This is a genomic window from Agreia pratensis (assembly GCF_900177685.1).
In the GTDB taxonomy this organism is placed as follows: Bacteria; Actinomycetota; Actinomycetes; order Actinomycetales; family Microbacteriaceae; genus Agreia; species Agreia pratensis.
The window spans coordinates 153,772-179,516 of sequence record NZ_FXAY01000002.1 but is presented as its reverse complement, the minus strand read 5'-3'; the positions used below and the strand labels follow the sequence as shown (position 1 = coordinate 179,516).

24 protein-coding genes are annotated in these 25,745 nt (G+C 65.8%); 12 read left to right on the top strand and 12 right to left on the bottom strand.

Annotation, left to right across the window (positions count from 1 at the left end; genetic code table 11):
* Window position 1: 1 nt before the first annotated feature.
* Entirely contained in the window at window positions 2-847 is an 846-nt protein-coding gene (locus B9Y86_RS06265) for a DeoR/GlpR family DNA-binding transcription regulator (RefSeq protein ID WP_085484145.1), read from the bottom strand.
* A gap of 203 nt (window positions 848-1,050) precedes the next feature.
* Between B9Y86_RS06265 and B9Y86_RS06260 the strand changes: the two genes are divergently transcribed.
* The 5 genes from B9Y86_RS06260 to B9Y86_RS06240 all read left to right on the top strand — a co-directional run bounded on the left by B9Y86_RS06260 (window position 1,051) and on the right by B9Y86_RS06240 (window position 6,455).
* On the top strand, window positions 1,051-2,340 hold the full coding sequence (locus B9Y86_RS06260) for an ABC transporter substrate-binding protein (RefSeq protein ID WP_085484143.1): 1,290 nt from the start codon (window positions 1,051-1,053) through the stop codon (window positions 2,338-2,340).
* A 104-nt stretch (window positions 2,341-2,444) separates the two neighbouring features.
* On the top strand, window positions 2,445-3,380 hold the full coding sequence (locus tag B9Y86_RS06255) for a carbohydrate ABC transporter permease (RefSeq protein WP_244894660.1): 936 nt from the start codon (window positions 2,445-2,447) through the stop codon (window positions 3,378-3,380).
* Between the two features lies 1 nt (window position 3,381).
* A complete protein-coding gene (locus tag B9Y86_RS06250) occupies window positions 3,382-4,299 on the top strand; it encodes a carbohydrate ABC transporter permease (protein ID WP_085484141.1) in 918 nt (305 codons plus the stop codon).
* Between the two features lie 64 nt (window positions 4,300-4,363).
* The gene (locus tag B9Y86_RS06245; RefSeq protein ID WP_085484139.1) at window positions 4,364-5,224 is read left to right on the top strand and encodes a ketose-bisphosphate aldolase; all 861 of its coding nucleotides are present in this window, start codon (window positions 4,364-4,366) and stop codon (window positions 5,222-5,224) included.
* Between the two features lie 40 nt (window positions 5,225-5,264).
* Window positions 5,265-6,455 carry an ADP-dependent glucokinase/phosphofructokinase gene (locus B9Y86_RS06240; protein WP_085484137.1) on the top strand — a complete coding sequence of 397 codons (1,191 nt, stop codon included), beginning with the start codon at window positions 5,265-5,267 and terminating at the stop codon, window positions 6,453-6,455.
* Here the strand turns inward: B9Y86_RS06240 and B9Y86_RS06235 are convergent.
* From B9Y86_RS06235 to B9Y86_RS06210, 6 genes are all read right to left on the bottom strand, one after another.
* Window positions 6,452-7,561, bottom strand: a complete 1,110-nt coding sequence (locus tag B9Y86_RS06235) for an ABC transporter permease (protein WP_085484135.1) — start codon at window positions 7,559-7,561, stop codon at window positions 6,452-6,454. The two genes, B9Y86_RS06240 and B9Y86_RS06235, sit on opposite strands and share 4 nt — an antisense overlap.
* Entirely contained in the window at window positions 7,558-8,442 is an 885-nt protein-coding gene (locus tag B9Y86_RS06230; protein WP_085484133.1) for an ABC transporter ATP-binding protein, read from the bottom strand. Before B9Y86_RS06230 ends, B9Y86_RS06235 begins: the two co-directional genes overlap by 4 nt.
* A 187-nt stretch (window positions 8,443-8,629) precedes the next feature.
* The gene (locus B9Y86_RS06225; protein WP_085484131.1) at window positions 8,630-9,391 is read right to left on the bottom strand and encodes a response regulator; all 762 of its coding nucleotides are present in this window, start codon (window positions 9,389-9,391) and stop codon (window positions 8,630-8,632) included.
* Window positions 9,388-10,722 carry a sensor histidine kinase gene (locus tag B9Y86_RS06220; protein ID WP_244894659.1) on the bottom strand — a complete coding sequence of 445 codons (1,335 nt, stop codon included), beginning with the start codon at window positions 10,720-10,722 and terminating at the stop codon, window positions 9,388-9,390. The genes B9Y86_RS06225 and B9Y86_RS06220 overlap by 4 nt, the downstream gene beginning before the upstream one ends.
* Before the next feature lie 66 nt (window positions 10,723-10,788).
* The gene (locus B9Y86_RS06215) at window positions 10,789-11,073 is read right to left on the bottom strand and encodes a hypothetical protein (protein WP_085484127.1); all 285 of its coding nucleotides are present in this window, start codon (window positions 11,071-11,073) and stop codon (window positions 10,789-10,791) included.
* Window positions 11,074-11,127: 54 nt separating this feature from the next.
* The gene (locus B9Y86_RS06210) at window positions 11,128-12,174 is read right to left on the bottom strand and encodes a cupin domain-containing protein (RefSeq protein ID WP_139824774.1); all 1,047 of its coding nucleotides are present in this window, start codon (window positions 12,172-12,174) and stop codon (window positions 11,128-11,130) included.
* Window positions 12,175-12,276: 102 nt separating this feature from the next.
* On the opposite strand from B9Y86_RS06210, the gene B9Y86_RS06205 reads away from it, so the two are divergent.
* From B9Y86_RS06205 to B9Y86_RS06185, 5 genes are all read left to right on the top strand, one after another.
* The gene (locus B9Y86_RS06205) at window positions 12,277-13,491 is read left to right on the top strand and encodes an MFS transporter (RefSeq protein WP_139824773.1); all 1,215 of its coding nucleotides are present in this window, start codon (window positions 12,277-12,279) and stop codon (window positions 13,489-13,491) included.
* Between the two features lie 103 nt (window positions 13,492-13,594).
* Entirely contained in the window at window positions 13,595-14,188 is a 594-nt protein-coding gene (locus B9Y86_RS06200) for a sulfite oxidase-like oxidoreductase (RefSeq protein WP_085484121.1), read from the top strand.
* Window positions 14,188-14,913: a ferredoxin reductase gene (locus B9Y86_RS06195; protein ID WP_342351715.1), complete on the top strand. Its 726-nt coding sequence runs from the start codon at window positions 14,188-14,190 to the stop codon at window positions 14,911-14,913. Before B9Y86_RS06200 ends, B9Y86_RS06195 begins: the two co-directional genes overlap by 1 nt.
* A gap of 1 nt (window position 14,914) precedes the next feature.
* Window positions 14,915-15,199 carry a DUF6510 family protein gene (locus tag B9Y86_RS06190; RefSeq protein WP_085484119.1) on the top strand — a complete coding sequence of 95 codons (285 nt, stop codon included), beginning with the start codon at window positions 14,915-14,917 and terminating at the stop codon, window positions 15,197-15,199.
* A 37-nt stretch (window positions 15,200-15,236) separates the two neighbouring features.
* Window positions 15,237-15,926 carry a Crp/Fnr family transcriptional regulator gene (locus tag B9Y86_RS06185; protein ID WP_085484117.1) on the top strand — a complete coding sequence of 230 codons (690 nt, stop codon included), beginning with the start codon at window positions 15,237-15,239 and terminating at the stop codon, window positions 15,924-15,926.
* 9 nt (window positions 15,927-15,935) lie between these two features.
* On the opposite strand, the gene B9Y86_RS06180 is transcribed toward B9Y86_RS06185, so the two are convergent.
* Window positions 15,936-18,224, bottom strand: a complete 2,289-nt coding sequence (locus B9Y86_RS06180; protein WP_176223279.1) for an ATP-binding protein — start codon at window positions 18,222-18,224, stop codon at window positions 15,936-15,938.
* A 100-nt stretch (window positions 18,225-18,324) separates the two neighbouring features.
* On the opposite strand from B9Y86_RS06180, the gene B9Y86_RS06175 reads away from it, so the two are divergent.
* Together B9Y86_RS06175 and B9Y86_RS06170 are read left to right on the top strand one after the other, a co-directional pair.
* A complete protein-coding gene (locus tag B9Y86_RS06175; protein ID WP_085485253.1) occupies window positions 18,325-18,930 on the top strand; it encodes a TetR/AcrR family transcriptional regulator in 606 nt (201 codons plus the stop codon).
* A gap of 64 nt (window positions 18,931-18,994) precedes the next feature.
* Window positions 18,995-20,503 carry a CoA-acylating methylmalonate-semialdehyde dehydrogenase gene (locus B9Y86_RS06170; RefSeq protein WP_085484112.1) on the top strand — a complete coding sequence of 503 codons (1,509 nt, stop codon included), beginning with the start codon at window positions 18,995-18,997 and terminating at the stop codon, window positions 20,501-20,503.
* Here the strand turns inward: B9Y86_RS06170 and B9Y86_RS06165 are convergent.
* From B9Y86_RS06165 to B9Y86_RS06150, 4 genes are all read right to left on the bottom strand, one after another.
* A complete protein-coding gene (locus B9Y86_RS06165; protein WP_085484110.1) occupies window positions 20,500-22,491 on the bottom strand; it encodes a glycoside hydrolase family 127 protein in 1,992 nt (663 codons plus the stop codon). The genes B9Y86_RS06170 and B9Y86_RS06165 overlap by 4 nt on opposite strands.
* 2 nt (window positions 22,492-22,493) lie before the next feature.
* A complete protein-coding gene (locus B9Y86_RS06160) occupies window positions 22,494-23,405 on the bottom strand; it encodes a carbohydrate ABC transporter permease (RefSeq protein WP_342351714.1) in 912 nt (303 codons plus the stop codon).
* Between the two features lie 3 nt (window positions 23,406-23,408).
* Window positions 23,409-24,350, bottom strand: coding sequence for a carbohydrate ABC transporter permease (locus tag B9Y86_RS06155; protein ID WP_085484108.1), 942 nt, complete (start codon window positions 24,348-24,350; stop codon window positions 23,409-23,411).
* Window positions 24,351-24,443: 93 nt separating this feature from the next.
* On the bottom strand, window positions 24,444-25,739 hold the full coding sequence (locus tag B9Y86_RS06150) for an ABC transporter substrate-binding protein (RefSeq protein ID WP_085484106.1): 1,296 nt from the start codon (window positions 25,737-25,739) through the stop codon (window positions 24,444-24,446).
* Window positions 25,740-25,745 lie beyond the last annotated feature (6 nt).

Below are 25,745 nucleotides of genomic sequence, written 5' to 3'. Positions count from 1 at the left end.
CCTATTCTGCGCCCGAAGGGTTCGGCGGCAGAAGAACCTTGACACCGTTCTCGCGGAGCGCGTGCCCGAGGTCTGCGGGCGGGGCGACATCGGTGACCAGGTAGTCGGCGCTGGCGAGATCGGCCACCTGAGCGAAGAGGCGACGGTCGAACTTGGTGGAGTCGGCCAGAATGGCGACCCTCGTCGCGCGCGAGATCATCTCGCTCATCATCATCGCTTCGGCGAGATTGCTGGTCGAGAATCCGCTCTCGGCAGACACCGCGCCGACCGAGATGAGGGCGAGGTCGGAGTGCAGATCGAGGTCGTTTCCCGAATCCGAGAACTGGAACCCGATCGGACCGATCGTGGCCTGTCCACTCAGTCTCACGGCTCCGCCGAACACGTAGAGGTCGCGGCAGATCTTGGGCGAGATCTCGGTCGGAATACGCAGATTGTTCGTGGCGATCGTCAACTCGCGATGATCTTCGAGATGCCGCACGACGGCGAGCGTCGTGGTACCGGCATTGATCATGACGACCGAACCGTTCTCGACGAGACCCGCCGCGAGCGCGCCGATCTTCTCCTTGGCCGACCGCTGCAAGCGGAGGCGCACATCGAGCTTCTTCTCGGTGGACGGCATCACCGCGATACTCACCGCGCCGCCGTGCGTTCGCACCAGAAACCCGTCGGCGTCGAGCTGATCGAGATCTCGTCGGATGGTATCGGCCGAAACGCCGAACCGAGCGGCCAGCGCAGACACGGTGACCTCGCCTACCTCCGTGACATATGCGGCGAGATCCGCTTTGCGTCCGGCCGGCAACCGAAGGGGCTGGTCGTCGCCGTCTGAGGAAAAGGAAGAGTCAGCCACGTCTGATTTCTAGCAGAACACTGCAGAAAGCTGCAACCTCTTGCCCAGCGGCGAGACATTCTCTCCAGTAGCAGCTCGAAAAACGCATAAGTGCGCACTGTGATGCGGTTACTTGCGTTAAACGAGGCAAGCGACTACTGTCACAACGATAAGGCGCACAAAAGCGCACTCAACAGCACGATCCCGCATCTCATAGGAGAGACATGAGCAAAGAAGCTCGTTTTAGAAGAGGCGTCACCACTGCCGTGGCTGCCGCCGCGGCCCTCACCCTCATCACCGGCTGCTCGTCCGGCGCCGGAAGCGACGCCTCGAGCTCAGGCGGAGACGTCACCATCGAACTCGCTCAGTGGTGGGAGCCGGAGCTGCCCGACGGCGCGTTGCGCACCCTGATGGACACCTTCGAGAGTGAGAACCCCGGCATCAAGGTCAAGCTGCTCAGCGGCCCCTACGCCTCTACGAAGGAGCAACTCTTCGCTGGAGCGGCGGCCGGCACGATGTCCGACGTCGTCGGCCTCGACGGCGCGTGGGTCAGCGACTTCGCCAAGCAGGGCGCACTCGCCGACCTCAGCACTCTGATGAAAGACGCCAAGTACGACGACAGTGAGCTCGCCTCGACGATCAAGGTCGACGGCAAGACCCAGATGATCCCCGTGGTCAACTTCGTCTACCCGCTCTTCACGAACGACGATCTGCTCGCGAAGGCAGGGGTCACCGCGCCCCCGTCGACCCGAACCGAATTCGAGACGGCCGCCAAGGCCGTGACCGCGCTCGGCGACAACACGAGCGGATGGGTCCTGCCGCTCTCATCCGAGGCGCCCAACGGCATCCAGAACGACGTGATGTCGTGGGTCTGGTCGTCGGGTGGAACCATGCTGAAAGACGGCAAGCCCGACGTGACCAACGACGACGTCACGGGCGCCGTGAAGTACATCAAGAGCCTGAATGACGCGGGTGTCATCGCACCCGGCTCGGCCACGATGAAAGAACAAGACAAGGTCGAGGAGTTCACCAACGGCCGGGTCGGCATGATGATCGACTCGCTGTCGCACATCGATCTGATCCGCAAGTCGAACCCCGACCTCAAGTTCAGCATCTCCGCCATTCCCGCCGAAGACGGGTTCACGGGTGAACGTGGCATTCCCTACGCCTCGTGGGGCGTGGGCGTGTCTGCCAGCAGCAAGCACCCGGCAGAGTCGTGGAAGCTCGTGCAGTTCCTGATGAACGAGAAGACGAACTCCGAGCTGTCGACTCTCGCGAATGCGTTCCCCGGTAACACGAAGAGCGTGCCCGACTTCTCGTCGAGCGACCCGCTGTTCAAGCAGGCCTTCGACATCTACTCCAAGGGAAAGCCCGCCAACGAGTTCGTCGGACTGCCCGTGGCCGAGCAGCTGATGCGTCTCTTCGACGAGCAGCTGCAGGCGATTCTGCAGGGAGACGAGTCGGTCGATGACGGCCTCAAGAAGGCTCAGGATGCGTGGGTCGGGGAGTTCTAACACCCCCGCCCCACAAACACCCGTCGATTGACGGCCGCGCCGCGGACCCCTCTCACAGAGAGGGAAACCGCGGCGCGGCCACCCCTCACAGAAAGGCTTCTGCAGTGGCCTCGACCAACACCGTCGTCAGACCGGGCAGCACGAAGAGCCGCACCTCCAGGTGGGCCCCCACCGCACGCAAGCTGACACCCTACGCATTCCTCTCGCCGACCGTCATCGTGATGCTCGTGCTCATGCTCATTCCGGTGATCATGGTCATCGGGTACTCGTTCATGGACAACGTGATCACGAACAAGAACCCGGTGTTCGTCGGCATCGACAACTATGTCGAGGTGCTGAGCGACCCGGTGTTCCGCACCGCGACCGGCAACACCCTCTTCTTCACGCTGGTCAGCGTCGCGGCGCACCTGCTGCTGGGCCTCGGCTTCGCCATGCTGCTGAACTCGCCCCTCGTCGGCAACGTCACCAAGGCGCTCTTCCGAGTCGTCTACATCTTGCCGTGGCTCTTCACCGTCGCCATCATCGCGGTGCTCTGGCGCCTGATGCTGAACCCGAACGGCGTCGTCAACTACCTCCTCATCTCGCTCGGCCTCACCGACAAGGGCATCGAGTGGCTGTCGTCTCCCGACACCGCGCTGCTCGCCGTGACCTTCATCAACATCTGGGCCGGCTACTCGTTCTACATGGTCACTCTCCTCGCCGGTCTGCAGGGCGTGCCCGCCGATCTGTACGAGGCGGCCCGCGTCGACGGCGCATCCGCATTTCAGCGTTTCTGGAACGTGACCCTGCCGCAACTGAAGCCGATCATCATCAGCATGAGCGTGCTCGACATCATCTGGACCTCACAGCAGTTCGCCTTGATCTGGATGACCACCGGCGGAGGCCCGGTCAACGTCACGGAGATGCTCAGCACCTACACGTACAAGCTCGCCTTCAGCCGCTACGAGTTCTCCGTCGCCTCCGCGAGCGCCGTGCTCATCCTCCTTCTCACCATGGTGCTCGCATTCTTCTACGTGCGTCACCAGAAAGCGCGTGACTGACATGACGACATTCGCCCAGAAACAGAGTCCGGCCGTTCGTACGACACCGGATGGCGCCCGACGCTCGCCCGCGCAGAAGCCGCGGCGCCGGCCCAAGGAACGGCTCGCCAAGGTCGTCATCATCGTTCTGCTGCTGACGGGAGCAGCGTTCGCCGCCTTCCCGATCATCTGGATGGCCTCGAGCTCCTTCAAGCCGAACACCGAGATCTTCGCCTACCCGCCGCAGCTGATCACCTCGAACTTCTCGTTCGACGCGTACATCACGATCCTCACCGACCCCGCGAAGGTGCGCTTCTTCATCAACAGCTACGTCGTCTCGCTGGCTGTGACAGCGCTCACCCTCCTCGTGGCGATCCTCGCCTCATACGCCTTCAGCCGCTACGAGTTCAAGGGCAAGCGCCCGATCAACATGATCATCGTGAGCATCCAGGCGGTGCCGCCGATCACGCTGCTGATTCCCTTCTTCGGGCTGATGGTGGTGCTGGGTCTCTACAACACCTACCAGGGCCTGATCCTCACCTATCTGGTGTTCACGCTGCCTTACGCGATCATCATGATGACCGGCTACTTCAACACGCTGCCGAAGGAACTCGACGAGGCGGCCCGCATGGATGGGGCCGGCCCGCTCACCGTTCTCTGGCGCATCCTCGTGCCGATCTCTATTCCCGGCATCGTCTCGGTGGGCGTCTACACATTCATGATCGCGTGGAACGAGTATCTCTTCGCCCTCACGCTCACCCGCACGGAGGACATGCGCACGGTGCCCATCGGCATCCAGCTGCTCATGGGCCAGAACTCCTACGAGTGGAACGAAATGATGGCGATGAGCATCCTCGGCTGCATCCCCGTGCTCATCCTCTTCCTCTTCTTCCAGCGCTACTTCATCGGCGGTATGACCGCCGGCGCCGTCAAGAGCTGACCCTCTTCTTCATCCCTTTCTCGCGACAACACTGCCTCACCACAACACAAGGAGAACACCCACAATGCTCGTATCCGGAAAAGACCTTCTCGACGTCGCCAACGCGAACAACTTCGCCGTTCCGGCGTTCAACGTCAGCGACTACGCCATGATGAACGGTCTCTTCGAGATCAGCGAAGAGAAGCAGTCGCCACTGCTCATCGCCATCCACCCCGACGAGCTGAGCCACATCGGCACCGACGTGCTGCACGCGATCATCGCCAGGGCGAACCGCTCGAGTGTGCCGGTCACGATCCACCTCGACCACGGCGCGAGCTATGAGCAGGTGCTGCTCGCGATTCAGAGCGGCTTCACCTCGGTCATGATCGACGGCTCGATGCTGCCGTTCGACGAGAACATCGCCATCACGAAGAAGGTCGTCGACACCGCCCACGCTGTCGGAGTCTCTGTCGAGGGAGAGCTCGGCACCATCGGCAAGACCGACAACGAGGCCGAAGACGGCGCCGCATCCATCATCTATACCGAGCCCGACGAAGCGGTCACGTTCGTCGAGGCGACCGGCGTCGACAGCCTGGCCATCGCCATCGGAACCAGCCACGGAATCTACCCGGCGAGCATGAAGCCCGAGCTCAAGCTCGAGCTGCTCAAGCGCATCAAGGCGAAGGTCAACATCCCCCTCGTTCTGCACGGCGGATCGAACAACCCCGACGACGAGATCGGCGAGTCCGTGAAGCTCGGAGTCAACAAAATCAACATCTCCTCCGACATCAAGGCGAGCTACCACAACAAAATGCGCGAGGTGCTCGCCGATGCCAGCGTGCGTGAGCCCAACACGATCCAGCCGCCGTCGATCGCCGCGATGAAGGTGACGGCAGCCCAGAAGATCGATCTGTTCAACGCCGCCGGAAAGGCCACACTGTACTGATCGACGAGTCCACCGTTCAGCTGAGGAATGCGATGTCACGATGAATGAGAAGCTCGTACTGGGCCTCGGCGGAACGGTCGACTACGAGATCGTCTGGGACTCCCGGGTGATCGACGAACTGGTTCTGGAGTACGCCATCCAGGCGTCCGAGCTCTCTCGTCTCATCGCTATCCGCAGCGAACGCGACCTGCTCATCGCGCTGCTGGCCTTCGTCAAAGACGGAGCGGGCGGAGAACGATTCGTCGCCTCCTCCCGCACCGTCGAGCAGTTCGCCGCCCGTTTCGACAAACGCATCACCCTCGGCGGAACGGGCGTGCGGGCGGCCTATGCGATGGAGGCGGTGGGGGTCTCGTGCACGCTGCACCTCGTCAGCATCGACGACAACGTGCGCAGGCTCCTCCCCCGCGGTTCGGCCTACATCTCGAGCGCCGAGCGCGACACCCTCGACCCCCATCTCATCGTTCAGTTCGTCGAGGGCAGCCGCGTGCGCGTCGGCGAACTCGAATTGCGCTCGCCCCACGCCAACCGCGTGATCTTCGCGAACGACCCTCCCAATGCCGAGCTCGTGCTCAGCGACGAACTCGGGGCGAGCCTCGAACAGGCCGAGCTGTTCATGATCTCGGGGTTCAACAGCATGCAAAGCGAGGAGCTGCTGCTGCAACGGCTAGGCGCTATGCGTCGACACCTCACCCAGCTTCCGGCAGATGCCCTGGTCTTCTACGAGGACTCGGGCTTTCATGTGCCTGCCCTCAGCCGCCACGTGCGCGAGGCTCTGCTCGAGCGCATCGACGTCTACAGCATGAACGAAGACGAGATGCAGGCCTACCTCGGCAGGTCGCTCGACCTGCTCGACGTCGACGAGATGGCCGTGGCGCTGGGCGAGCTCCATGAGCTCATCCCCGCCTCTCTCCTCGTGGTGCACACGAAATTCTGGTCGCTCGCGCTGGGCGCCCGTGCCGACGACTACGAGGATGCGCTTCGCGGCGCGATCCAGATGGCCAGCACACGCTACGTGCGCGGCGACGGTTTCACCGAGCGCAACTACGACCAGACTGGTCTGCTGCCGGTCAATCCGCTGGGCGCCGACTTCGCCCGCGGCATCCGGAGCCGACGGGGAACCGAGGTGTGCTGCGTGCCGGCGTTTCTTCTGACAGTCGCGCGGCCCACCACCATCGGCCTGGGCGACACCTTCGTCGGCGGCTTCATCGCGGCGATCGCCCGGCGCGCCTAGCCGCGCAGCGCGTCGAGAACCTTCACCCGGGCGCCCGTGCGCAGCAGCGAGTTCGCGTAGATCTTCGATCCGAAGAGTACGACCACGACCGTCGTCGCGAGAATGATGAGCAGCGACAGCAGCGGCTCCCACCACTCGGCCGTTCCGAGGTAGATGCGCATGGGCATTCCGATCGGGGCCGAGAACGGCACGTACGACATGATCGTGAGCACCAGGTCGTTGTCCCACGCGAACACGATCAAGAAGTACGGAATCATCACGAGCATCATCACCGGCGTGGTCACCGACCCGATGTCCTCCTGACGGGAGACGAGCGCCGCCGCCGATGCGAACAGCGCGGCCAGCAGCACGAAGCCCACGGCGAAGAACACCACGAACCAGACGATCGAGGGTCCCAGGTCGCCGAGCAGGGCATCCTGCCCCGTGACCACCAGCCCCACGATCGCCGCCGCGGCTATCAGCACGATCTGGCCGAACGCGAGAATGGTGTTTCCGATCACCTTGCCCGCCAGCAGAGCGCGAGCCGAGATCGCCGACATAAGAATCTCGACGACCCTCGTCGACTTCTCCTCGACCACGCTCTGCGCGATCGTCGTTCCGAACAGGGTCGCCGCCATGAAGAACACGATTCCGAAACCGAGCCCCACGAGATAGGCGAGCCCCGAGTTCTGGGCGGCGGGCTCGAGCAGCGTGACCTCCGGGCTGGCGCTCAGCAGCTGCACGAGTTCGCCGGGCGCCTTGTCGAGGGCAAGAATCCGGATGCCCGTGGGCCCGTCGCCCGGCACGATCGCGGCCTCGACATCGCCGGCTCGCACGAGCGTCTCCGCTTCGTCGACGCTGCCAGCCTCAGTGATCTCCAGCGAGGAGATCTGGGTGAGCGCCGCGCTGTCTCCGACGACGGCCACGCGGGTCGTGGCGCTCGACGCGGATGCGCCGAAGATGCTTCCGGCCACGATCGAGGCGATGACCGCGAGCAGCAGAATCACCGACGAGATGATGAAGGCCTTGCTGCGCAGCCGCATCCGCACCTCTCGGTCGGCAACGAGCACGGCACTCTGGGCAAAGGTGTTGGCCCGCGTGTTGGCCCTGGTGTCGGCGATGGTCATTTCACGACCTCCTTGAAGATCTCGGTGAGCGATCGGTGTCTCGGCGCGAAGCTGGCGACCGGGCCCTGCTGCAACGCGCGCCGCAGAACGCCCTGAGCGGCTTCGTCATCATCGGCCTCGAAGAGCGCGTACCCGCCGTCGAAGTCGAGAACGGCGACGCCCGGCATCTCGCGCACCCAGGCGGCGTCGGATGCGACGAGCAGCTCGAACTGCCGAACCGCATTGTCGTCGTGCAGCTGCTGCTTCGAACCGCTTGCTCTGATCTGCCCGTTTGCGATCACGACCACGTCGTCGCAGAGCCGCTCGACGACATCCAATTGATGCGACGAGAACAGAACGGGCGCGCCCTGCTTCGCCACGTCATGAAGCACACCCAGCACGGTCTCGACGGCCATCGGGTCGAGCCCCGAGAAGGGCTCGTCGAGAATGAGAACCTCCGGCGAGTGCACCAGAGCGGCGGCGATCTGCGCGCGCTGCTGATTTCCGAGCGACAGGCTCTCGACGGTGTCGTCGCGGCGTTCGGCCAGTTCGAGCCGCTCGAGCAGATCGGTGGTGTTGGCCTCGGCGTCGCGCCGAGAGACCCCGTGGAGGCGTGCGAGGTAGACGAGCTGCTCGGCGACCTTCATCTTGGCGTAGAGGCCCCGCTCCTCGGGCATGTAGCCGAACCGTCGGCGGTCGTCGGGCCCCAGCGCAGAACCGCCCAGGCGCACGACTCCGGAGTCGGCGCTGAGCACCCCGAGAATGATGCGCATGGTCGTGGTCTTGCCGGCGCCGTTGCCACCCACGAAACCGGTGAGGCGGCCGTCGCCGACCGCGAAGCTCACCGCGTCGAGGGCGGTGCGGTCGCCGTAGCGCTTGGTGACTCCGTCGATCTGCAGCATGGAGGATCCTTCCGTTTCCTCCACGCTAAAGATGCCTGCGCGCCCCCACATCCCCCGCGAGGTGGGCGCCCGCGCGCACACATCCGCGCGGCCTCCACCCCGAGGCGGAGACGACAGTACCCGCTGCGGACAGAAGTTACCGGCACACCGGGCGCGACAGTCCGCACCGGGCACTACTGCGAGGCGGTCAGGCCCCGGGCACCGCGATGCCGTGCTCGTAGGCGAACACGACTGCCTGGATGCGGTCGCGCACGCCGAGCTTCTGCAACACCTTCGAGACATGAGTCTTCACCGTGGCCTCGCCCAGAAACAGCTCCGACGCGATCTCCGCGTTGCTCATTCCGCGCGCGACCAGACTCAGAACGTCGCGCTCCCGGGCAGTGAGCTCGGCGAACATCGCGGCGGCCGCGATGCGAGCAGAAGCAGCAGCAGCCGAGCCCGCGGCATCCGAGCCTGAACCCCGTGCATCGCCCGCATTCACGTCTCGCTGCGCGAAGCGCTCGATGACGCGCCGCGTGACATCCGGGCTCAGCAGCGCGTCGCCGCGCGCGACGATCTGCACCGCATCGACGAGTTGCTCTGGCGTGCTGTTCTTGAGCAGAAAGCCGCTCGCGCCGCCCTCGAGAGCCGCGAAGAGGTAGTCGTCGCGATCGAAGGTCGTGAGAACGAGCACGGCGGGTGGATGCTCGAGGGCCGTGATCAGGCGCGTCGCGGTGAGCCCGTCCATTCCGGGCATCTGCACGTCGAGGCACACGACGTCGGGAGAGACCTGCCTGATGCGTTCGAGGGCGCCGCGTCCGTCACGGGCCTCGCCGACCACGACGATTCCCGGCTCGCTCTCGAGGATGATGCGGATACCGCTGCGCAGCAGATCCTGATCGTCGACGAGCAGCACGCGGATCTCGGCGTCGGCGTGGGGCGCGGAGCCGTCGGTGGCTGCGACTGTCATCGAACCCTGCCCTCCGTGAGTGTCGTCAACGCGCCAGCGGGCGCCGCGCCGGCGGGGATGTCGGCGCGCACGAGGTAACCGCCGCGCGCCCGAGGCGCAGCCTCGAGGGTGCCGCCGACGGCCGAGAGCCGCTCACGCATGCCCACGATGCCGAGCCCGGAGCCCTGCACGGCACCGCGCGTCGGTGTGCCGCCGGAGTCGGTGATCTCTACCTCGACGGAGAGTTCGCGATAGCGCAGACGCACGTCGATCGCGGCGGAGGAGCCCGCGTGCTTGATGGCGTTGGTGACCGCCTCCTGCACCACACGATAGACGGTGATCGAGACCAGCGCCGAGAGCGGTCGGGGCTCGCCGACCACGGTGAGTTGGGCCGCGAGGCCCGCCGAGCGGGCATCGTCGAGAATCTCGCGAAGCTGCTCGACCCCGTGGGTGCTGGGCTCGTCTGTTGGCCCAGACGAGTCGCTGCTCGGGGTGCTGTCGTCGCGCAGCGTGGTGAGCATACGATGCAGCTCATCGACGGCCTGACGCGCGCTCGACTCGATCGCCGAGAGCGATTCGGTCGCCTGCTGTGGATCTCGCTGCAGCACTCGCCGGGCGGCACCCGCCTGAACTCCCATCACCGACACATGGTGCGCGACGACGTCGTGCAGCTCGCGGGCGATACGCAGGCGCTCGAGCGACACGGCCTGAGCCGCAGTCCGCTCCCGCTCTTCGGCGAGCTGCACAGTGCGATCCTGCAGCGCGGCGCGCTCACGCGCGGCCACCCAGGCCCTGTTGCCGAAGTAGTAGGCGCCGCCGAAGTAGAGCAGATTCTGCAGAACCGTGACGAGACCGACGGCGAGGGCCGGCGACACCGAGCCCACGGCATCCCTGTCGGCGAAGGCCGAGGCGAACGTCGCGCCGAGCAGACCGATGAACAGCCACACGAACATGGCAACGATCACCCCGAGTCGCGCGACCATCGCGAGCCGTCGATTCCTGCTCCAGGCACCCGCCGTGTACATGGCGATGAAGAAGGCGATGTTGGTGAACAGAATCTCGGGCACGCGCAGCATCTGCATACCCATGAACACGGCGGCGCAGACGATCAGCACGATCACGGGCAGCCTGCGCCGGAATGCGAGCGCCACGCTCTGCAGCAGCACGAAGGCCACACCGAGCCACGGCGGTGCCGGGTCGGCGTAGAAGCCAGCAGAATCGTAGAGCTCGAGGCTGCCGAGACTCAACGCGAAGATCACGGTGGCCAAGATCGCATCGGCGCGATACTCACGCCGCGACGGTCGCGGGCGCAGCCATCCGTCGTCGAGCGCATCCACCCTGCTGTTCGTCACAGCACCCACGCTAGCGAAAACCGACCCCGCGGCACCTCCGTCTGCAGGGGGAGGCGCCGCCCGCGACTACGGTTTCGAGCTCGTGTAGCCCGCGTTCTTCAGCAGGTGACGCAGGTCGAGCACCATCTGCTCGTCGACGTCTTTGTGCTTGGGCTTCGTCAGAACGATGCGCCCCTCGCCCAGTTTCACGACGAACTTTCCGTCGTGCTCTTCGCGCACGTCGCCGATCTCGTCGAGCAGCCCGATCACGTCGTTCCACTCGAGATTGTGCGTTGTCGGGTGTCGCTCGATGTGCTCGAGGGTCGTGCGGTGGTGCTGACTCACGTGCAGGGGTTCGCTCGCGTCGGTCATGGTGGTGCTGCTTTCTCTCGAGGGTTCGGATGCGCGCGGCCGGTCGGCCGCGGATCACACGGGGTCGGTCGGGTTGCTCTTGGCGACCAGCAGCGGGTCGGTGGGCGTGAACGGGAACACGGGCAGCGTGGCCTCGTCGACGTCGAAAGCGGCGGCGAGCACCGGGCGCGAGAACGCCGACACCGACGCCCGGTATCCGATGTCGCCCGGTGTGGGCTGGTCGAAGAAGATCAGAAAGTGGATCTCGTCGTCACCGATGACCTCGATCTGATGCGGGTAGGCCTTCGGGATGAAGTACACGTCGCCGGGCCCGAGCAGATAGGTGTCGACGGTGCCATCGGGGTCGAGGATCGACATGCGCGCGTTGCCTTTGTGCACGTAGCCCATCTCGGCGGTCTTGGGGTGCCAGTGCGGCTCGCGCATGCCCGTGTCCTCGATGGTCAGCGAGTACATCGACAGGTGCTCGAGCGCGGGCCAGAACTGGCTGCGGGCGAGCTTCACGAACGCATAGGGGTGCTGCAGCGGCGGGTTCTGCGCCTCGACGTCGAACTTGTGCGGGTTGTTGAAGCCCGCCGTGTCGGGAACGACGGCCGGCCCCGAGCGCTTCACGATGTCACGCGGGTTCGTGTCACGTACGAGAGGCGTGAATGCGGATGCCTCGAGATCGTAGGTATTGCCGAGCACGGCATCCGACATGGTGCCGAAGGCGGCCTGAAGCGAGAAGTCCTCCGGCCTCTCGTGCGAGAACACCACCACGATCTCCGCCTCGTCGTCACCGATGTTCTCGATGTGGTGCAGCGAGCCGGAGTCGATCACGAACATCTGGCCCGTTTCGATCGTGAACGACGAGAAGCTGCTGCCGTTGTCGAGAATCGAGATGAGCACGGTGCCGCTCAGGCAATAGCCGATCTCGTCGGCGTTGGCGTGCCAGTGCGGCTCGCGGATGCTGCCGGGCTGCAGCACAAGGCGCTTGATCGACAGTCCCTTGAGAATGGGAAACGTGTCGGCGGTGAGGCGCGTGATCGAGCCCAGCTCGCTGTTGTGCTGGGATTCGCCGTCGAGCAGCGAACTTACGTGGCGTGATCCGGTGGGGTTCGTCATGCTTCGAACGTATGAGGCGAGTCGCTCATGCGCACTAGACATTCGTCGAAGACCCGGTCGACGGGCGTTCCTACCGCCGATCCCGGCTGTAGCGTCTATTCCATGTCCCGTCGCATCCCCACCGTTCGACACGGTGCCGGCTTCTGGATCGTCGCCGTCACGTTTCTGCTGGTGATGGCCTACTCGACCGTTCCCACTCCGCTGTACCCGCTCTATCAGCAGCGCGACGGTTTTCCGGCGTTCGTGATCACCATGATCTTCGCGGCCTACGCGGTCGGCGTGATCGTGAGCCTGTATCTCGCGGGGCACGTGAGCGACTGGCTGGGGCGCCGCCGGGTGCTCGTTGTCGCTGTGCTGATCTCCGCCTTATCGGCCGTCCTCTTCCTGCTCTTTCCCGAGGTTCCCGGGCTCATCGTCGCCCGCCTGATCAACGGCGCGAGCATCGGGATGCTCACGGCCACGGCCACGGCGCACCTCGGCGAACTGCGCCAGGCGGCCAGGCCCAACGAGAACACTGTGGTGGCGGCATCCGTCTCGGGCGCGGCCAACCTGGGCGGCCTGTCGCTCGGCCCTCTCGTCGGCGGCATCTTCGCCGAGTTCCTGCCCGACCCACTCGTACTTCCCCACCTCGTCTTCCTGCTTGTCTTGATCGTGGCCGCTGTCGCGCTGATGCTCGTACCCGAGACGGTCGACGTTCCCGACGAGCGACGCCCGTACCACCCGCAGAAGCTCTCGGTTCCTCCAGGGGCGAAGCGGCCCTTCGTCATCGCCGCGTTCGGCGCCTTCTCCGGCTTCGCCGTCTTCGGACTCTTCACCTCGTTGGCACCGACCTTCTTGGCAACGACGTTTGAGGCCGGCGACCACCTTCTGGCCGGGGCCACCTCGTTCGCCGTCTTCGCCGCCGCAGCCGCCGGGCAGATCCTTCTCACCCCGATCGCCGTGCACCGGCAGCTCACCGTGGCCATCGTGGCGTGCGCCTCGGGCCTTCTACTGATCGCACTCGGAGCCGTGCTGCCCCAGATCGTGCTGTTCATCGGCGGCGGCGTTGTGGCCGGCCTCGGTGTGGGCCTGCTGTTCAAGGGGGCTATCTCCACTGCCGCCTCTCTCGCCGACCCGAAGCGCAAGGGCGAGACGCTCGCGCTGATGTTTCTGGTCGCCTACGCCGGCCTCGCCATTCCGGTGCTGATCGTGGGAGCAGCACTCGCCTTCGAGCCGGCGACCGGCGTTCTGCTCGTGTTCGTGGCGCTGGTTCTCGCCGCCACCGTCACGGCCGGAACCCTCATGCGGCGCCGGGCACGAGCATCCATTCGCCCCTAGGAACTCTTAACTACGTGCTTTTGTCTGCGCCGAGACGAGCATTTAGAGGACAATCGATACAGGCGTTCGCGATCCATCCGATCAATTCACTAAGGAGCACACCATGGCAGTCTTCTCCCGCGGTTTCGGCTCTCGCAGGCGCGAGTCCGACCCGGAGCTTCCCCCCGGTCAGTACCTCACCGAAGACTTTCCGGTGCTCTCTGCGGGGCCTACCCCTCGCATCGACACCGCCGACTGGAGCTTCAGCATCACCACGGAGTCCGGCCAGGTGACGACCTGGAGCTGGGATCAGCTCATGGCTCTGCCCATCGAAGACGTGCACACCGACATCCACTGCGTGACGCGTTGGTCGAAGCTCGGCACCACGTGGCGCGGCGTCTCGCTCGACACGCTCTTCGCCGATATCGACACCTCGGATGCGTACACGATGGTCGAGTCGTACGGCGGGTACACGACGAACGTGCCGCTCGAAGATCTTCTCGATGGCAAGGCCTGGATCGCGTTCGAGTTCGAGGGCGAGCCGCTCGATCCCGAGCACGGCGGGCCAGCGCGTCTCTTGGTGCCGCACCTCTACTTCTGGAAGAGCGCGAAGTGGGTGCACGGCATCCGCATGCACTCCGACGACGACCCGGGCTTCTGGGAGCAGAACGGCTACAACATGTATGGCGACCCCTGGAAAGAGCAGCGGTACTGGTAGTGGCGATCGTCGCCGGCTGGCTTGTAGGAACGGTGGCTCGGGCCATGCGCGTCACGCCGCAGGGCCGGATTCTCGTTCTCGACGTGCCCGAGTGGCCGGGCAATCTGGCCGGGCAGCACCTCGATCTGCGCCTCACCGCTGAAGATGGCTATCAGGCCGTGCGGTCGTATTCGATCGCGTCGTTCGGCGACGGCACGACTGTCGAGCTCGCCGTCGATATGCTCCCCGATGGCGAGGTCTCGCCCTATCTCGTCGAAGACGTGGAGCCGGGCGACATGCTCGAGGTGCGCGGGCCGCTCGGCAACTTCTTCGTCTGGCGCGACTCCCAGACCGAGCCGGTGCAGCTCATCGCCGGAGGATCGGGCATCGTGCCGCTCGTCTCGATCGCCAGGGCACATCGGGCCGCCGCGAGCACGGCGAAATTCCGGATGCTGTACTCGGTTCGGGCGCCGGAGGACGCGTACTACGCACCAGAACTCGCAGAGCTCGTCGGCGACAGCTTCGTTCTCGACTGGGTCTACACCCGCACCGCGCCTGTCGGATTCGCGCGCGCCGCGGGGCGCATCACGCGCGCCGACATCGAGGCATCCACGCTGCCCGTCGCCGACAACCCGCTCGTCTATGTCTGCGGGCCGACCGGTTTCGTCGAGACCGTCGCGCGCATCCTCGTCGACCTGGGGCATCCGGCGGAGCGCATCAAGACCGAGCGATTTGGAGGCAAATGACATGCCACAGCATGCGCAGCAGGTGAACGTGCCCGTGAGCCGGGTCGACGGCAACGCTGCCGCAGGCCCGCTCGGCGAGATCCTGCGTCTCGACATCACCACGGCGATCGGCACGTGCCGGCACTGCGGATCGGCGGCGCCCCTGAGCGAGGCCATTGCCGAGCGCGACGCCGCTGGAGTCATCATGCTCTGCCGCTCGTGCGGCCACACCCTGGTCACGTACATCAGCCGCGCAGGCCGACAGTACGTGGAGTTCGCGGGCCTGAAGAGCCTGAGCACGCCCTAGGCGCGGATACGCCGATCCGCGCTGGTACCCTGCCTCAATGGCCTCCGCAGTAACGATCTACGATCTGCGCGGCGCTTCCCTGATGGCGCCGTTCAGCGACGAGCAACTCGACGAGCTCGCCGCGCACAGCTTCGTGGTGGCGCTCAGCCGCGGTGAGCTGCTCTTCGAAGAGGGCACGGGCAGCGCGCACTTCTACATCGTGCGCTCGGGCCGCATCCGCATCGCGCGGCGCTCGCCCGAGGGCGCGGAACTCGGCCTCTCCGTCGTCGAGAGCGGCGGAACGATCGGAGACCTCTCGGTGATGGATGGCCTCGCGCGCTCGGCGACGGCCGAGTCGATCGACGAAGCCGAGGTCATCGCGGTGCCGGCCGACCGCATCCGGAGCCTGTTGACGAGTTCGCCCGAGGCACTGATGTCGGTGGTCGAAGAGCTCGCGTCGATCGTGCGCAGACTCACGGGAACCCAGAGCGACCTCATCTTCCTCGACCTGCCACGGCGACTGGCGAAGCTGCTACTGACCTACATTCCCGAGTGGCGACACGACGCGAATCAGGTCGTCGTCGAGTTGCCGATGAGCCAGGCCGGTATTGCCGCACAGCTCGGGGTCGCTCGGCAGTCGCTCAACACCGCACTGCGCACCCTCACCCGCGACGGACGCATCACCGTCGACGGCCGGCGCGTGACCCTCACCGATGTGGCTGCGCTGAGGAACTACGTCGGATCGTAGCGCTGCTCGTCAGCTGGCGAGCGGGGTCGAGACCACCTCGCGCGCCAATTGCTCGAGGTCGTGCACCGTTCGACCGTCGGCGTCGCGGCCGGCCGGATTCGCGAGCGGCCACACGTCGATCGCCTGCTCGTAGAGGCGGCGAGCCGCGGCCGCAGCCCCGAGGCGGCGAGCCGAATCGGCGGCGACGAGCAGCCAGTGCACGGCACGTCTCGCCGCAGATTCGGTGGATGCCGACGGTGCCGTCTGCAGGTGCAGTGCGTCGACGAGGTGCTGGGCGATGACGGCGGCCGATCGTGAGCCCTCGTCGAGCGAGGACTCGAGGAAGTCGACCGTGGCCAGGTGCCGTTCGCTGCGCGACTTGCGCGACTGCATCTCGTAGGCGACCTGGCGAATGAGCGGGTGGCTGAATACATAGTGACCGCGCTCCGACGAGAGCGGGTCGGTGATCGAGATCACGATGCCGCGGGTCTCGAGCGTCGAGACGTCACTCACGAGCTCCCGCGCCGACCGCCTCGACACGGCCGCCAAGGCGGGCATCGAGAACGAGAATCCGAGCACGGAGGCGAGCTGAGCCACGAGCCGCGGGCCGGCATCGAGGGAGTCGAGACGCGACGCGATGAGCACGCGCAGGCTGGCGGGAGGCTCGGCGACCGCGAGCGCATCGGCCTTCACCCCGGGCGCCAGGCGCAGGCCGCCATCGGTGTTCTGCAGCAGGCCGTCATCGACGAGGCTGCGCAGGAGTTCGCGTGCGTAGAGGGGCACCCCGCCGACTCGAGCCGAAAGAAGACGCAGGATGTCGCGGGGCAGCTCGGGCGCGAGGCCCGCGATGAGTGCCACGATCGAGTCGTCATCGAGCGGGCCGAGGTCGAGCACGGTGGTGTTCTCGCCCGCCTCGACGTCGGCACGGCGATCGAGCAGCTCCGGGCGCGTGACGATCACGATCAGAACAGGGGCGGGCGTCGTGCGCTGCAGATGCTGCACGAAGTCGAGCAGACCGTCGTCGGCCCATTGGGCGTCTTCGATCACCCAGACGACGGGGGCGTTCTCGCCGGCGGACATCCGCTCGAACCAGAGCGACCATGCGGCGAAGAACTCGTCGCGCCCATACCCGGCGGAGCCTGAATTGAGCAGCGGGGCGCCACTCGCGCCGGCGCCCAGCAGCGGGGCGAGGCGCTCGCTCATCCAATCGAGGTCAGCCGAATCGGCCTCTCCCGCCGACGCCCAGCTCACGAGTTTGGTGCGCAGTCGACCGACGGCCACAGCCTGGCTCTCACCCTCGACCGCTCCGATGCGCGAACGTACCGCCGATGACAGCGCCGAGTAGGCGACGCCGTCGCCATACGAGAGGCAGCGCGCCGAGTGCCACATGATGGCCATCGGCACGTAGTCGAGGTGATCGCGCAGCTCGAGTACCAGACGACTCTTTCCCACCCCGGCATCGGCCGAGACCACGGCGACATGCGGTCGACCCGTGGCAACGACCCGGTCGAACGATGCGATGAGCACGTCGCGCTCTGCATCGCGCCCGACCAGGGTGGTGAGGATCTCGGCGGCGGGTGCCGCGCCCGACCCGGTCTCGGAGATGACGCGGAGCGCCTGGTAGGCGGGCACCTCCTCGGCGATCCCTTTGACGGCGACGAGCTTCTCGCGCCCGAAGTCGATGCGGTCGACGGTGAGGGCGCGCGTATGCGAGTCGGTGAGCACGGTTGCCGGGGCTGCGGCCGCCTGCAGACGCGCGGCCAGGTTCACGGCGGTACCGGTGACCATGCCCTCGCCCGCCGCTCCGAGCACCACCGCGACCTCATCGGTCACGATGCCGATGCGCACGGCCAGCGACCCGAGACCGGATGCCCGCCCGTAGTCGCCGACGGCCCGGGTCAGCTCGAGAGCCGCACGAACGGCGCGCTCGGCGTCGTCTTCGCGGGTGCGAGTGGCACCCCAGACCGCCATCACGGCATCGCCGATGAACTTCTCGACCACGCCGCCGAGCGATTCGATGGTGCGGCGGCAGAGGGCGAAGTACTCCGACTGAAGCTCACGCATGTCTTCGGCATCGGTGCGCTCGGCGAGCTCGGTGAAGCCCACGAGATCGGCGAACAGAATGCTGGTGTAACGCCGTTCAGCCCGCGGAGACTGCGGGTCGCTCGGCAGCGCGGCTCCGCACTGCGAGCAGAAGTTCGCGGCGTCGGTCGATCGTGTGGCGCATGATGCGCAGATACGGTCGCCGGATGCCGGAGAACCAGCTCGGCCCGGGCTCGCCACCGGTCCAGCGCTCTCTGAATCGGCGTGTGACCACATGCCCCTCATTTTAGGCACGCAGCAGTCGCAGACATTACACCTCGTTACTGCGCCCTGCCTGACGGGATCGAAAGCGACCGCGGATCGGTAAACTACCAGAATGGCTCGTACCCGTGAGTTCGACGATGAGGTGCTTCGCTCTGCCTCACGCGAGCTGTTCTGGAGCAATGGTTTCGCCAATACCTCCGTCGGCGACATTTCTGCCGCGACCAAGGTCGGCAACGGCAGTATCTACGCCGCATACGGCAGCAAATTCGACCTCTTCTTCACGATTCTCGAGTCGTACTGCCGAACACGTATCGACACCGTGGCATCGGCCATGTCGGTCGGACGAACGGCCGAAGAGTCGATCCGAGAGTTCTTCGATGTGATCGTGGCCGATTGCGCGGGCCAGGTAGACCGCCGCGGGTGCTTGATGCTCAACAGCATCGCCGAGTTCGGCGGCAGAGACGACCGCGTGATGGCGCTGTGCCGCACGACCACCGACACCATGGAGCAGCGAGTCGCCGAACGCATCCAGGCCGCCATCTCCTCGAACGAGATCGATGCCGTCGACATCGATATGCTCGCGGCGCAGATCATCCTGGTCTCGCAGGGCCTCATTCAGATGAGTCGGCTGGGAACCTCGCGCGAAAAGCTCGCCGCGGTCGCCGACTCGTACATCGAGACTCTTCCCCTAAACCCCAGTGCGCTCGCATCGGGTTGAGCGGTAGCGTGACTGCAGGGGCGGCCTTGGCCGTGGCCCCTCCATGACCGTGAGGAGCAGTTCGATGACAGACACCACTGAGATGCAGCCCATTCTGAACCACTGGGTCGACGGCGCAGAGTATCCGTCGTCGTCTGGCCGAACCGCTCCCGTCTACGACCCCGCGCAGGGCGTCGTCACCAAGCAGGTCGCCCTCGCCGACCAGGCAGAGATCGATGCGGCCGTCGCGAGCGCCAAGGCCGCGTTCCCCGGCTGGCGCGACACGTCGATCACGAAGCGGCAGCAGGTGCTGTTCTCCTTCCGCGAGTTGTTGGCGTCGCGCAAGGCCGAGCTGGCCGAGATCCTCACCTCCGAGCACGGCAAGGTGCTCTCCGACGCGATGGGCGAGATCACTCGTGGCCTCGAGGTCGTCGAGCTCGCCACAGGATTCCCTCACCTGATCAAGGGCGAGTATTCCGAGAACGTCTCCACGGGTGTCGACGTGTACTCGCTGCGACAGCCGCTCGGCGTCGTCGGAGTGATCAGCCCGTTCAACTTTCCGGCGATGGTGCCGATGTGGTTCTTTCCCATCGCGATCGCCGCGGGCAACACCGTGGTGCTGAAGCCCAGCGAGAAAGACCCCTCGGCGGCCAACTGGCTCGCGGCTCTCTTCAGCGAGGCCGGCCTCCCCGACGGCGTGCTCAATGTGCTGCACGGAGACAAGGTCGCGGTCGACGGGCTGCTCGAGCACCGCGATGTGAAAAGCATCTCGTTCGTCGGATCGACACCGATCGCCCAATACATCTACGAGACGGCGGCGAAGAACGGAAAGCGCGTTCAGGCTCTCGGCGGCGCGAAGAACCACATGCTGGTTCTGCCCGACGCCGATCTCGACCTCACAGCGGACGCCGCGATCAACGCGGGCTTCGGATCGGCCGGAGAGCGCTGCATGGCGATCTCCGTCGTGGTGGCCGTCGAGCCCGTGGCCGATGAACTGATCGAGAAGATCACGCAGCGAATGAAGGGCCTGAAGACCGGAGACGGCCGTCGCAACTGCGACATGGGTCCGCTCGTCACCGAGGCGCACCGCGACAAGGTCGCCGGCTACATCGACATCGCCGCGACCGACGGAGCGACGGTCGTGGTCGACGGCCGCGGCATCGAGGTCGACGGGGCGGCCGAGGGGTTCTGGCTCGGCCCGACGCTCCTCGACAACGTGCCCGTGACAAGTCGCGCCTACACCGAGGAGATCTTCGGACCGGTGCTGTCAGTCGTGCGGGTGGGCTCGTATGAAGAGGGCGTCGCGCTGATCAACGACGGCGCGTTCGGCAACGGAACCGCGATCTTCACGAACGACGGAGGGGCCGCCCGCCGGTTCCAGAACGAGATCGAGGTGGGCATGATCGGCATCAATGTGCCCATCCCCGTTCCCGTGGCGTACTACTCGTTCGGAGGCTTCAAGGACTCGATCTTCGGTTCGAACAAGGCCTACGGAGTGCACGGCTTCGACTTCTTCACCCGCGAGAAGGCGGTGACCAGCCGCTGGCTCGACCCGTCGCACGGCGGAATCAACCTCGGCTTCCCGCAGAACTAGGCACCTACCGTCGGGAGCCAGATGCGCATGGTCGAGGTGCCGCGGTTTCCCCACGAGTGGTACGGCAGGAGCTCTGCCGTGAACGTCGCAGCGTCCTCGTCCGCATCCTCGGACGCATCCTCGGCCGCGCGGAGCTCCGGGGCGTAGGGCCAGCCCTCCGTCGACTCCGGAACCACCCGCAGCGAGACGGTGAGGCGAGCACCGGCATCCGCCTCGCCCACCCGGCCCGTCTCGGCGGGCTGCACCCTGTCGTCGATCTCGATGCGGCTGAACTCCTCCTCGTTGCTGCCGAGCCCTTCCATGCCAGACGACTCGAGCGCGAAGACCTCGGGTCCACGCTCGACCGCGACCGAACCGCGGATCGCGTCGATGCGGGAGTCGGGGCGAGTGAAGCGCGCTCGCATGGGCAGGTTCAGCTCGATCACGTCTCCGGCAGAGAACACCCGCGTCTCCGTGGCATAGCCCGGCGCGACCTCGCGCGACGATCCTCCGACGAGCAGCGTCGCACCTGCCGCCCACGAGGGCACCCGGAGCGACAGGGACATCTCATCGGCCGGCGCCTCGACGACGCGCACGACCACTCGTCCAGAGCGCGGATAGTCGGTCTCGACCTCGACGGCGACACGGCGGCCGTCACCGAGAACCGTGTTGATCGTGGCCGGCGCGAACTGGTGCAGCTGCAGCCCGCTCCCGTCGACGGTGGCGACGTAGGCGGCGAGGCTCGCAAAGGTGCGCGCCACGTTCGGCGGGCAGCACGACACCTCGAACCAGGGCGCCCGAACCGACGACAACGCTCGCGGAGAGATCTCATCGGGCGAACCGGCCTCACCCGGAGTGCGCTGGTGCAGCGTGTTGGCATAGAAGAAGGCGGTACCCGCGGCCGACGGAGAGGTCGCGACCACGTTGAACAGCGTGCGCTCGATCAGATCGGCGTAGCGAGCGTCATTGCCCTCGAGCAGCAGTCGCCAGCTGAACATGATCGACGCGATGCCTGCGCAGGTCTCGGAATAGGCACGGTCGCTCGGAAGCTCCCAGTCTTCGCCGAACGCCTCGTCTTGATGGTGCGACCCCTGCCCTCCGGTGACGTAGGTACGCCGATCGACCGTGCGCTGCCACTGCTTTTTCAGCGCATCGACGAGCCCCGCATCCGAGTTCTCTACCGCGATGTCGACAGCACCGGCCGCCAGGTAGTTCGCCCGCACCGCGTGCCCCCGCAAGACGGTCGCGTCGCGCACGGGAATATCGTCCTGAAAATAGGCTCGCCCGAACTCGATGTCCTTCAAGGTCTGGTGTCCGCGTCGCTCGACGAAGAGCGCCGACAGCTCGAGGTACGACCGGTCTCCCGTGACCCGGCCGAGTTCGGCGAGACCCACTTCGACCTCGGGGTGGCCGCAGAACGACTGGATGCCGTCGGCCCCGAACGCATCGACGATCAGGTCGGCGGCGCGTCGGGCGATTCCCAGAAGCCCATCATCGGCGCCCGGCGCGGTGCGCTCCCGGGCGACAGCCGCCTGGAACAGGTGCCCGAGGCAATAGAGCTCATGACCCCACTCGAGCTCCGACCATCTCGGTTGCTGGCCCGCGTGACCGAAGCGGGTATTCAGGTAGCCGTCGGCATCCTGCGCTGCGGCGACCCGATCGACGACGGCCCGGAAGCGCGTCTCGAGTTCGGCGCTTCGGACGGAGTCGCCGACGCGCCCGATCTCCCACGCGACGGCCTCGAGGTACTTGTAGATCTCGGAGTCGGAGAACTCGCGACCCCGACGCCCTTCGGTGTCGGTGCTGCCCGCGGCGACTCGGTCGAAGTTGGCGAGCCAGCCCTCCTTCTCGAGCCAGTGCTCGATGTGCGCCAGAGTGGCCTCGCCGTTGACCTGTTGGCGGTCGTGCCAGAAGCCGCCGGTGATCTGCACCTCGTCGATACCGAGGGGGCGGAGCGCGCCGGAGGTGGGAACCACCGGAGCTGCGATGGTTCGAGTGGTGAGAGTCATGATTACCCCTTGAAGGCGCCGGACATAAAGCCGCGCACGTAGTGACGTTGAAGTATGAGAAAGAGCAGGATGCACGGGAGGGCCAGAACGACGACGCCGGCCTCGGTCGCGCCATAGTCGACGACGCCCTGAACCTGCCCGCGCAGATTGGAGACGGCGAGCGGCAGGGTCATCTTGGTCGAGTCGTTGATCAGGATGAGCGGCGCCATGAAGTCGTTCCACGCCGCGAGAAAGGCGAACAGCCCTACCGTGATGAGTCCGGGCTTCACGGCCGGAACGAGCACCTTCCACAGAACGGTCCAGGAGTTGCAGCCATCGACCATCGCCGCTTCATCGAGTTCTCTCGGGATCGATTCGAAGGCGATGCGCATCATGAAGGTCGAGAACGGCAGCTGGAACATCGTGAGCACCAGTGCCACGCCCACGAGGGAGTTCGACAGCCCCACCATATTGAGCAGGACGTAGAGAGGGATGAGCAGCGTGGCATAGGGCACCATGAGGATCGCGATCGTCGCGAGGAACAGCGCGTTCTTGCCGCGGAAGTTGAATCTCGCGAACGCATATCCCCCGAGCAGCGAGATCACGAGCGTGAGCACGACGGTCAGCAGCGACACGAACACCGAGTTGCCGATGTACTGCAGAATGCCGTCTTGATAGTTCGCGAGCGTGATGTAGTTGCCGAGCCCCCAGCCGTCGGTCTGGTTCGTGCCCGCGAGCGGTGCGACCGATGAGATCGCGGTCCACACCAGCGGGTAGAGAAAGATCACGGCCAGCGCGGCGGTCAGCACCCAGAACGGCATCTGGATGGCGAGTCCCCCGAGGCTCGTCGTGCGCGGGGCCTTGCGGCCCCCGCGGGGCGGCTCGGTCGGGCGGCCCGCCGCGACGGTGGTGGGCGGTTCGATGAGAGCGGTCACGAATCAGTCCTCGGCTTTCTTGCTGAACGCGCGGATCTGCACGATGTTGATGATGACGAGGGCGGCCAGCACGATGACCGAGAGCGCCCCGGCGACACCGAGGTTGTTCGGCCCCTGGAAGGCCACGTTGTAGATCAGTTGCACGACGGTGATGGTGCTGTTGTCGGGGCCTCCCTTGGTGAGGATGTAGAACTGCTCGAACGCGAGCAGCGATCCGGTGACGCACATCACCGTCGTGAGGGCGAGGGTGGGCTTGAGCAGGGGAATCGTGATGTCGCGGAAGATCTGCCAGCGCGATCCGCCGTCGATACGAGCGGCCTCGTAGACATCCTCGGGAATGCCTTGCAGCCCCACCAGCATCAACAGCATGTAGAAGCCGGCGAATCGCCAGACGATCAAGAACAGGGTCGACCAGAGCGCGGCATCCGGGGTGCCCAGGAAGGTGAAGCCCCACTGCTTGGTGAGCGCGGCGAACGGGCCGGCGATGGGCGAGTAGAGAACGTAGAAGAGAAGGGATGCCGAGGCCAGCCCGAGAGCCGAGGGAACCAGGAAGGCGGTGCGCAGAAAGCCCTTCCACCGGCTGGACTCCTGCACCAGCAGCGCCAGGCCGAGGCCGAGGCCGATGAGCAGCACGGTGGCCAGCACGGTGTACTTCAGAGTGAAGACCACCGAATCCATGAAGAAGCGGTTGTCGAGGGCCTTCGGAAAGTTCTCGGGAAAGTTGATGCCCTGATTGCCCCCGAGCAGCGGCCAGTTCGAACCGGCCATCTGAAAGACCAGCACGAGAGGCACGAGAAAGAGGAGCACGACGAAGAGCGCCGTCGGAAGCGCGAACAGCCAGCCGGTGACGGCGTTGCCCGAGCGTCGCATGCGACGACGGCCTGGCGCACGACCGGTGCGGGTCGTCGCGACCGGCGGCGATGCCGGGGTGACGGTGGTGCTCATGAAGGAGCCTTTCGCTGGAATGACACGTTCGAGATGGGGGGCGGGCTCCTCTCGGCGCCCGCCCCGGGGTGATGCGACTACTGGTGCCGGGCTCTACTGCGACAGCACGTCGGTGATCGCCTTGTTGTCGGCGTCGACCGAGTCGCTGCCGTCGAGCACCTCGTTGCGCACGAGCTGGAGCCACGGGCCGGTCGGAGAGTTGAACGCCTCCTGGAAGTTCTTCGACACGGGGGTGTCACCCTTGGCCGCGACCTCATTGATCGTGACCAGGCGTGGGTCCTTGTCGGAGTACTGGTTGCTCGACAGATCGCTGCGCGACACGACGTCGCTGTCCTTCGCGAGCACCTCTACCTGCGCGTCTTTCGACATCAGCCAGTTGAGGAAGTTCCACGCCTGGGGCGACTTCTTCGAGTCCTTCGAGATGCCGATGCCGTCTCCACCGACGAACGTCGAGGCTCCGCCATCCGGGCCCGGGATGCCGGCCACGCCGACGTCGAACGGGGTGGAGGAGAGCAGCGTGGCCGGGTACGGCATCACGCCGACCTTGCCCTCGGTGAATCCGGCGGTCCAGGTGGGGCCGGCCTCGTCTTTCGAGGAGGGAAGCACGGCTCCCGAACCCCACAGGTCGGCCCAGGTGGCGAAGACGTCTTTCGCGTTCTTATCGGCGAGCAGCGATTCGGTGCCGTCGGCGTTCATCACGTCGTCGCCGGATGCCCACACGCTGGGGAACCAGGTGAAGACGAGGCAGCCGCCGCAGTTGAGGCCGGTGGCGGTTCCATAGGTGTCGGGCTTGTTCAGAGCCTGCACGGCCTTGGCCTGGTCGGCGAACTCCTTGAGGGTCGTCGGCCCCTTCTCGGGGTCGAGGCCCGCCTCCTTGTAGAGCTCCTTGTTCCAGAACATCATCGACAGGTCGAGCACGAAGGGCAGCACGTGCTCTTTGCCGTCGACGGTTCCGGCTGCGAGGTGGCCCTTGTTGATGCTGTCCTTGAAGTCGAGGCCGTCGATGTTCGAGCTGATGTCCTGGAACAGGCCCTGCTCGACCCAGTTCGGCACGTAGACGATGTCGGCGGCGAAGAGGTCGGGGAGGCTGCCGGAACCGGCTGCTGCGCCGACTTTCGCCACATAGTCGTCGTTCGGAACGACGGTGAGCTTGACCTGGTTCTTGTGGCTCGCGTTGTACGCGTCGACCAGCAGATTGGCCTGCTTCTCGAGCGGCGCGCGGGTCCAGAGGGTGAGTTCGCTTCCGTCGTCGGTTCCTTCAGGACCGGCGCTGGCAGCGGGATTGGCGGCGGTTCCGCCACCGGAGCACGCGGCGAGGCCCGCGATGAGTGCGCCGGCGAGCAGCACGCCCCCCGCCCGACGCAAGCGATTACCTGCTGTGGTGATCATCTGTGA

What these genes read in the sequence shown, in the direction of transcription:
- B9Y86_RS06260 (WP_085484143.1), top strand. Translation starts at nt 1,051, where the DNA reads ATGAGCAAAGAAGCTCGTTTTAGAAGAGGCGTCACCACTGCCGTGGCT.
- B9Y86_RS06250 (WP_085484141.1), top strand. Translation starts at nt 3,382, where the DNA reads ATGACGACATTCGCCCAGAAACAGAGTCCGGCCGTTCGTACGACACCG.
- B9Y86_RS06245 (WP_085484139.1), top strand. Translation starts at nt 4,364, where the DNA reads ATGCTCGTATCCGGAAAAGACCTTCTCGACGTCGCCAACGCGAACAAC.
- B9Y86_RS06240 (WP_085484137.1), top strand. Translation starts at nt 5,265, where the DNA reads ATGAATGAGAAGCTCGTACTGGGCCTCGGCGGAACGGTCGACTACGAG.
- B9Y86_RS06235 (WP_085484135.1), bottom strand. Translation starts at nt 7,561, where the DNA reads ATGACCATCGCCGACACCAGGGCCAACACGCGGGCCAACACCTTTGCC.
- B9Y86_RS06230 (WP_085484133.1), bottom strand. Translation starts at nt 8,442, where the DNA reads ATGCTGCAGATCGACGGAGTCACCAAGCGCTACGGCGACCGCACCGCC.
- B9Y86_RS06225 (WP_085484131.1), bottom strand. Translation starts at nt 9,391, where the DNA reads ATGACAGTCGCAGCCACCGACGGCTCCGCGCCCCACGCCGACGCCGAG.
- B9Y86_RS06215 (WP_085484127.1), bottom strand. Translation starts at nt 11,073, where the DNA reads ATGACCGACGCGAGCGAACCCCTGCACGTGAGTCAGCACCACCGCACG.
- B9Y86_RS06210 (WP_139824774.1), bottom strand. Translation starts at nt 12,174, where the DNA reads ATGACGAACCCCACCGGATCACGCCACGTAAGTTCGCTGCTCGACGGC.
- B9Y86_RS06205 (WP_139824773.1), top strand. Translation starts at nt 12,277, where the DNA reads ATGTCCCGTCGCATCCCCACCGTTCGACACGGTGCCGGCTTCTGGATC.
- B9Y86_RS06200 (WP_085484121.1), top strand. Translation starts at nt 13,595, where the DNA reads ATGGCAGTCTTCTCCCGCGGTTTCGGCTCTCGCAGGCGCGAGTCCGAC.
- B9Y86_RS06190 (WP_085484119.1), top strand. Translation starts at nt 14,915, where the DNA reads ATGCCACAGCATGCGCAGCAGGTGAACGTGCCCGTGAGCCGGGTCGAC.
- B9Y86_RS06185 (WP_085484117.1), top strand. Translation starts at nt 15,237, where the DNA reads ATGGCCTCCGCAGTAACGATCTACGATCTGCGCGGCGCTTCCCTGATG.
- B9Y86_RS06180 (WP_176223279.1), bottom strand. Translation starts at nt 18,224, where the DNA reads ATGTGGTCACACGCCGATTCAGAGAGCGCTGGACCGGTGGCGAGCCCG.
- B9Y86_RS06175 (WP_085485253.1), top strand. Translation starts at nt 18,325, where the DNA reads ATGGCTCGTACCCGTGAGTTCGACGATGAGGTGCTTCGCTCTGCCTCA.
- B9Y86_RS06170 (WP_085484112.1), top strand. Translation starts at nt 18,995, where the DNA reads ATGACAGACACCACTGAGATGCAGCCCATTCTGAACCACTGGGTCGAC.
- B9Y86_RS06165 (WP_085484110.1), bottom strand. Translation starts at nt 22,491, where the DNA reads ATGACTCTCACCACTCGAACCATCGCAGCTCCGGTGGTTCCCACCTCC.
- B9Y86_RS06155 (WP_085484108.1), bottom strand. Translation starts at nt 24,350, where the DNA reads ATGAGCACCACCGTCACCCCGGCATCGCCGCCGGTCGCGACGACCCGC.
- B9Y86_RS06150 (WP_085484106.1), bottom strand. Translation starts at nt 25,739, where the DNA reads ATGATCACCACAGCAGGTAATCGCTTGCGTCGGGCGGGGGGCGTGCTG.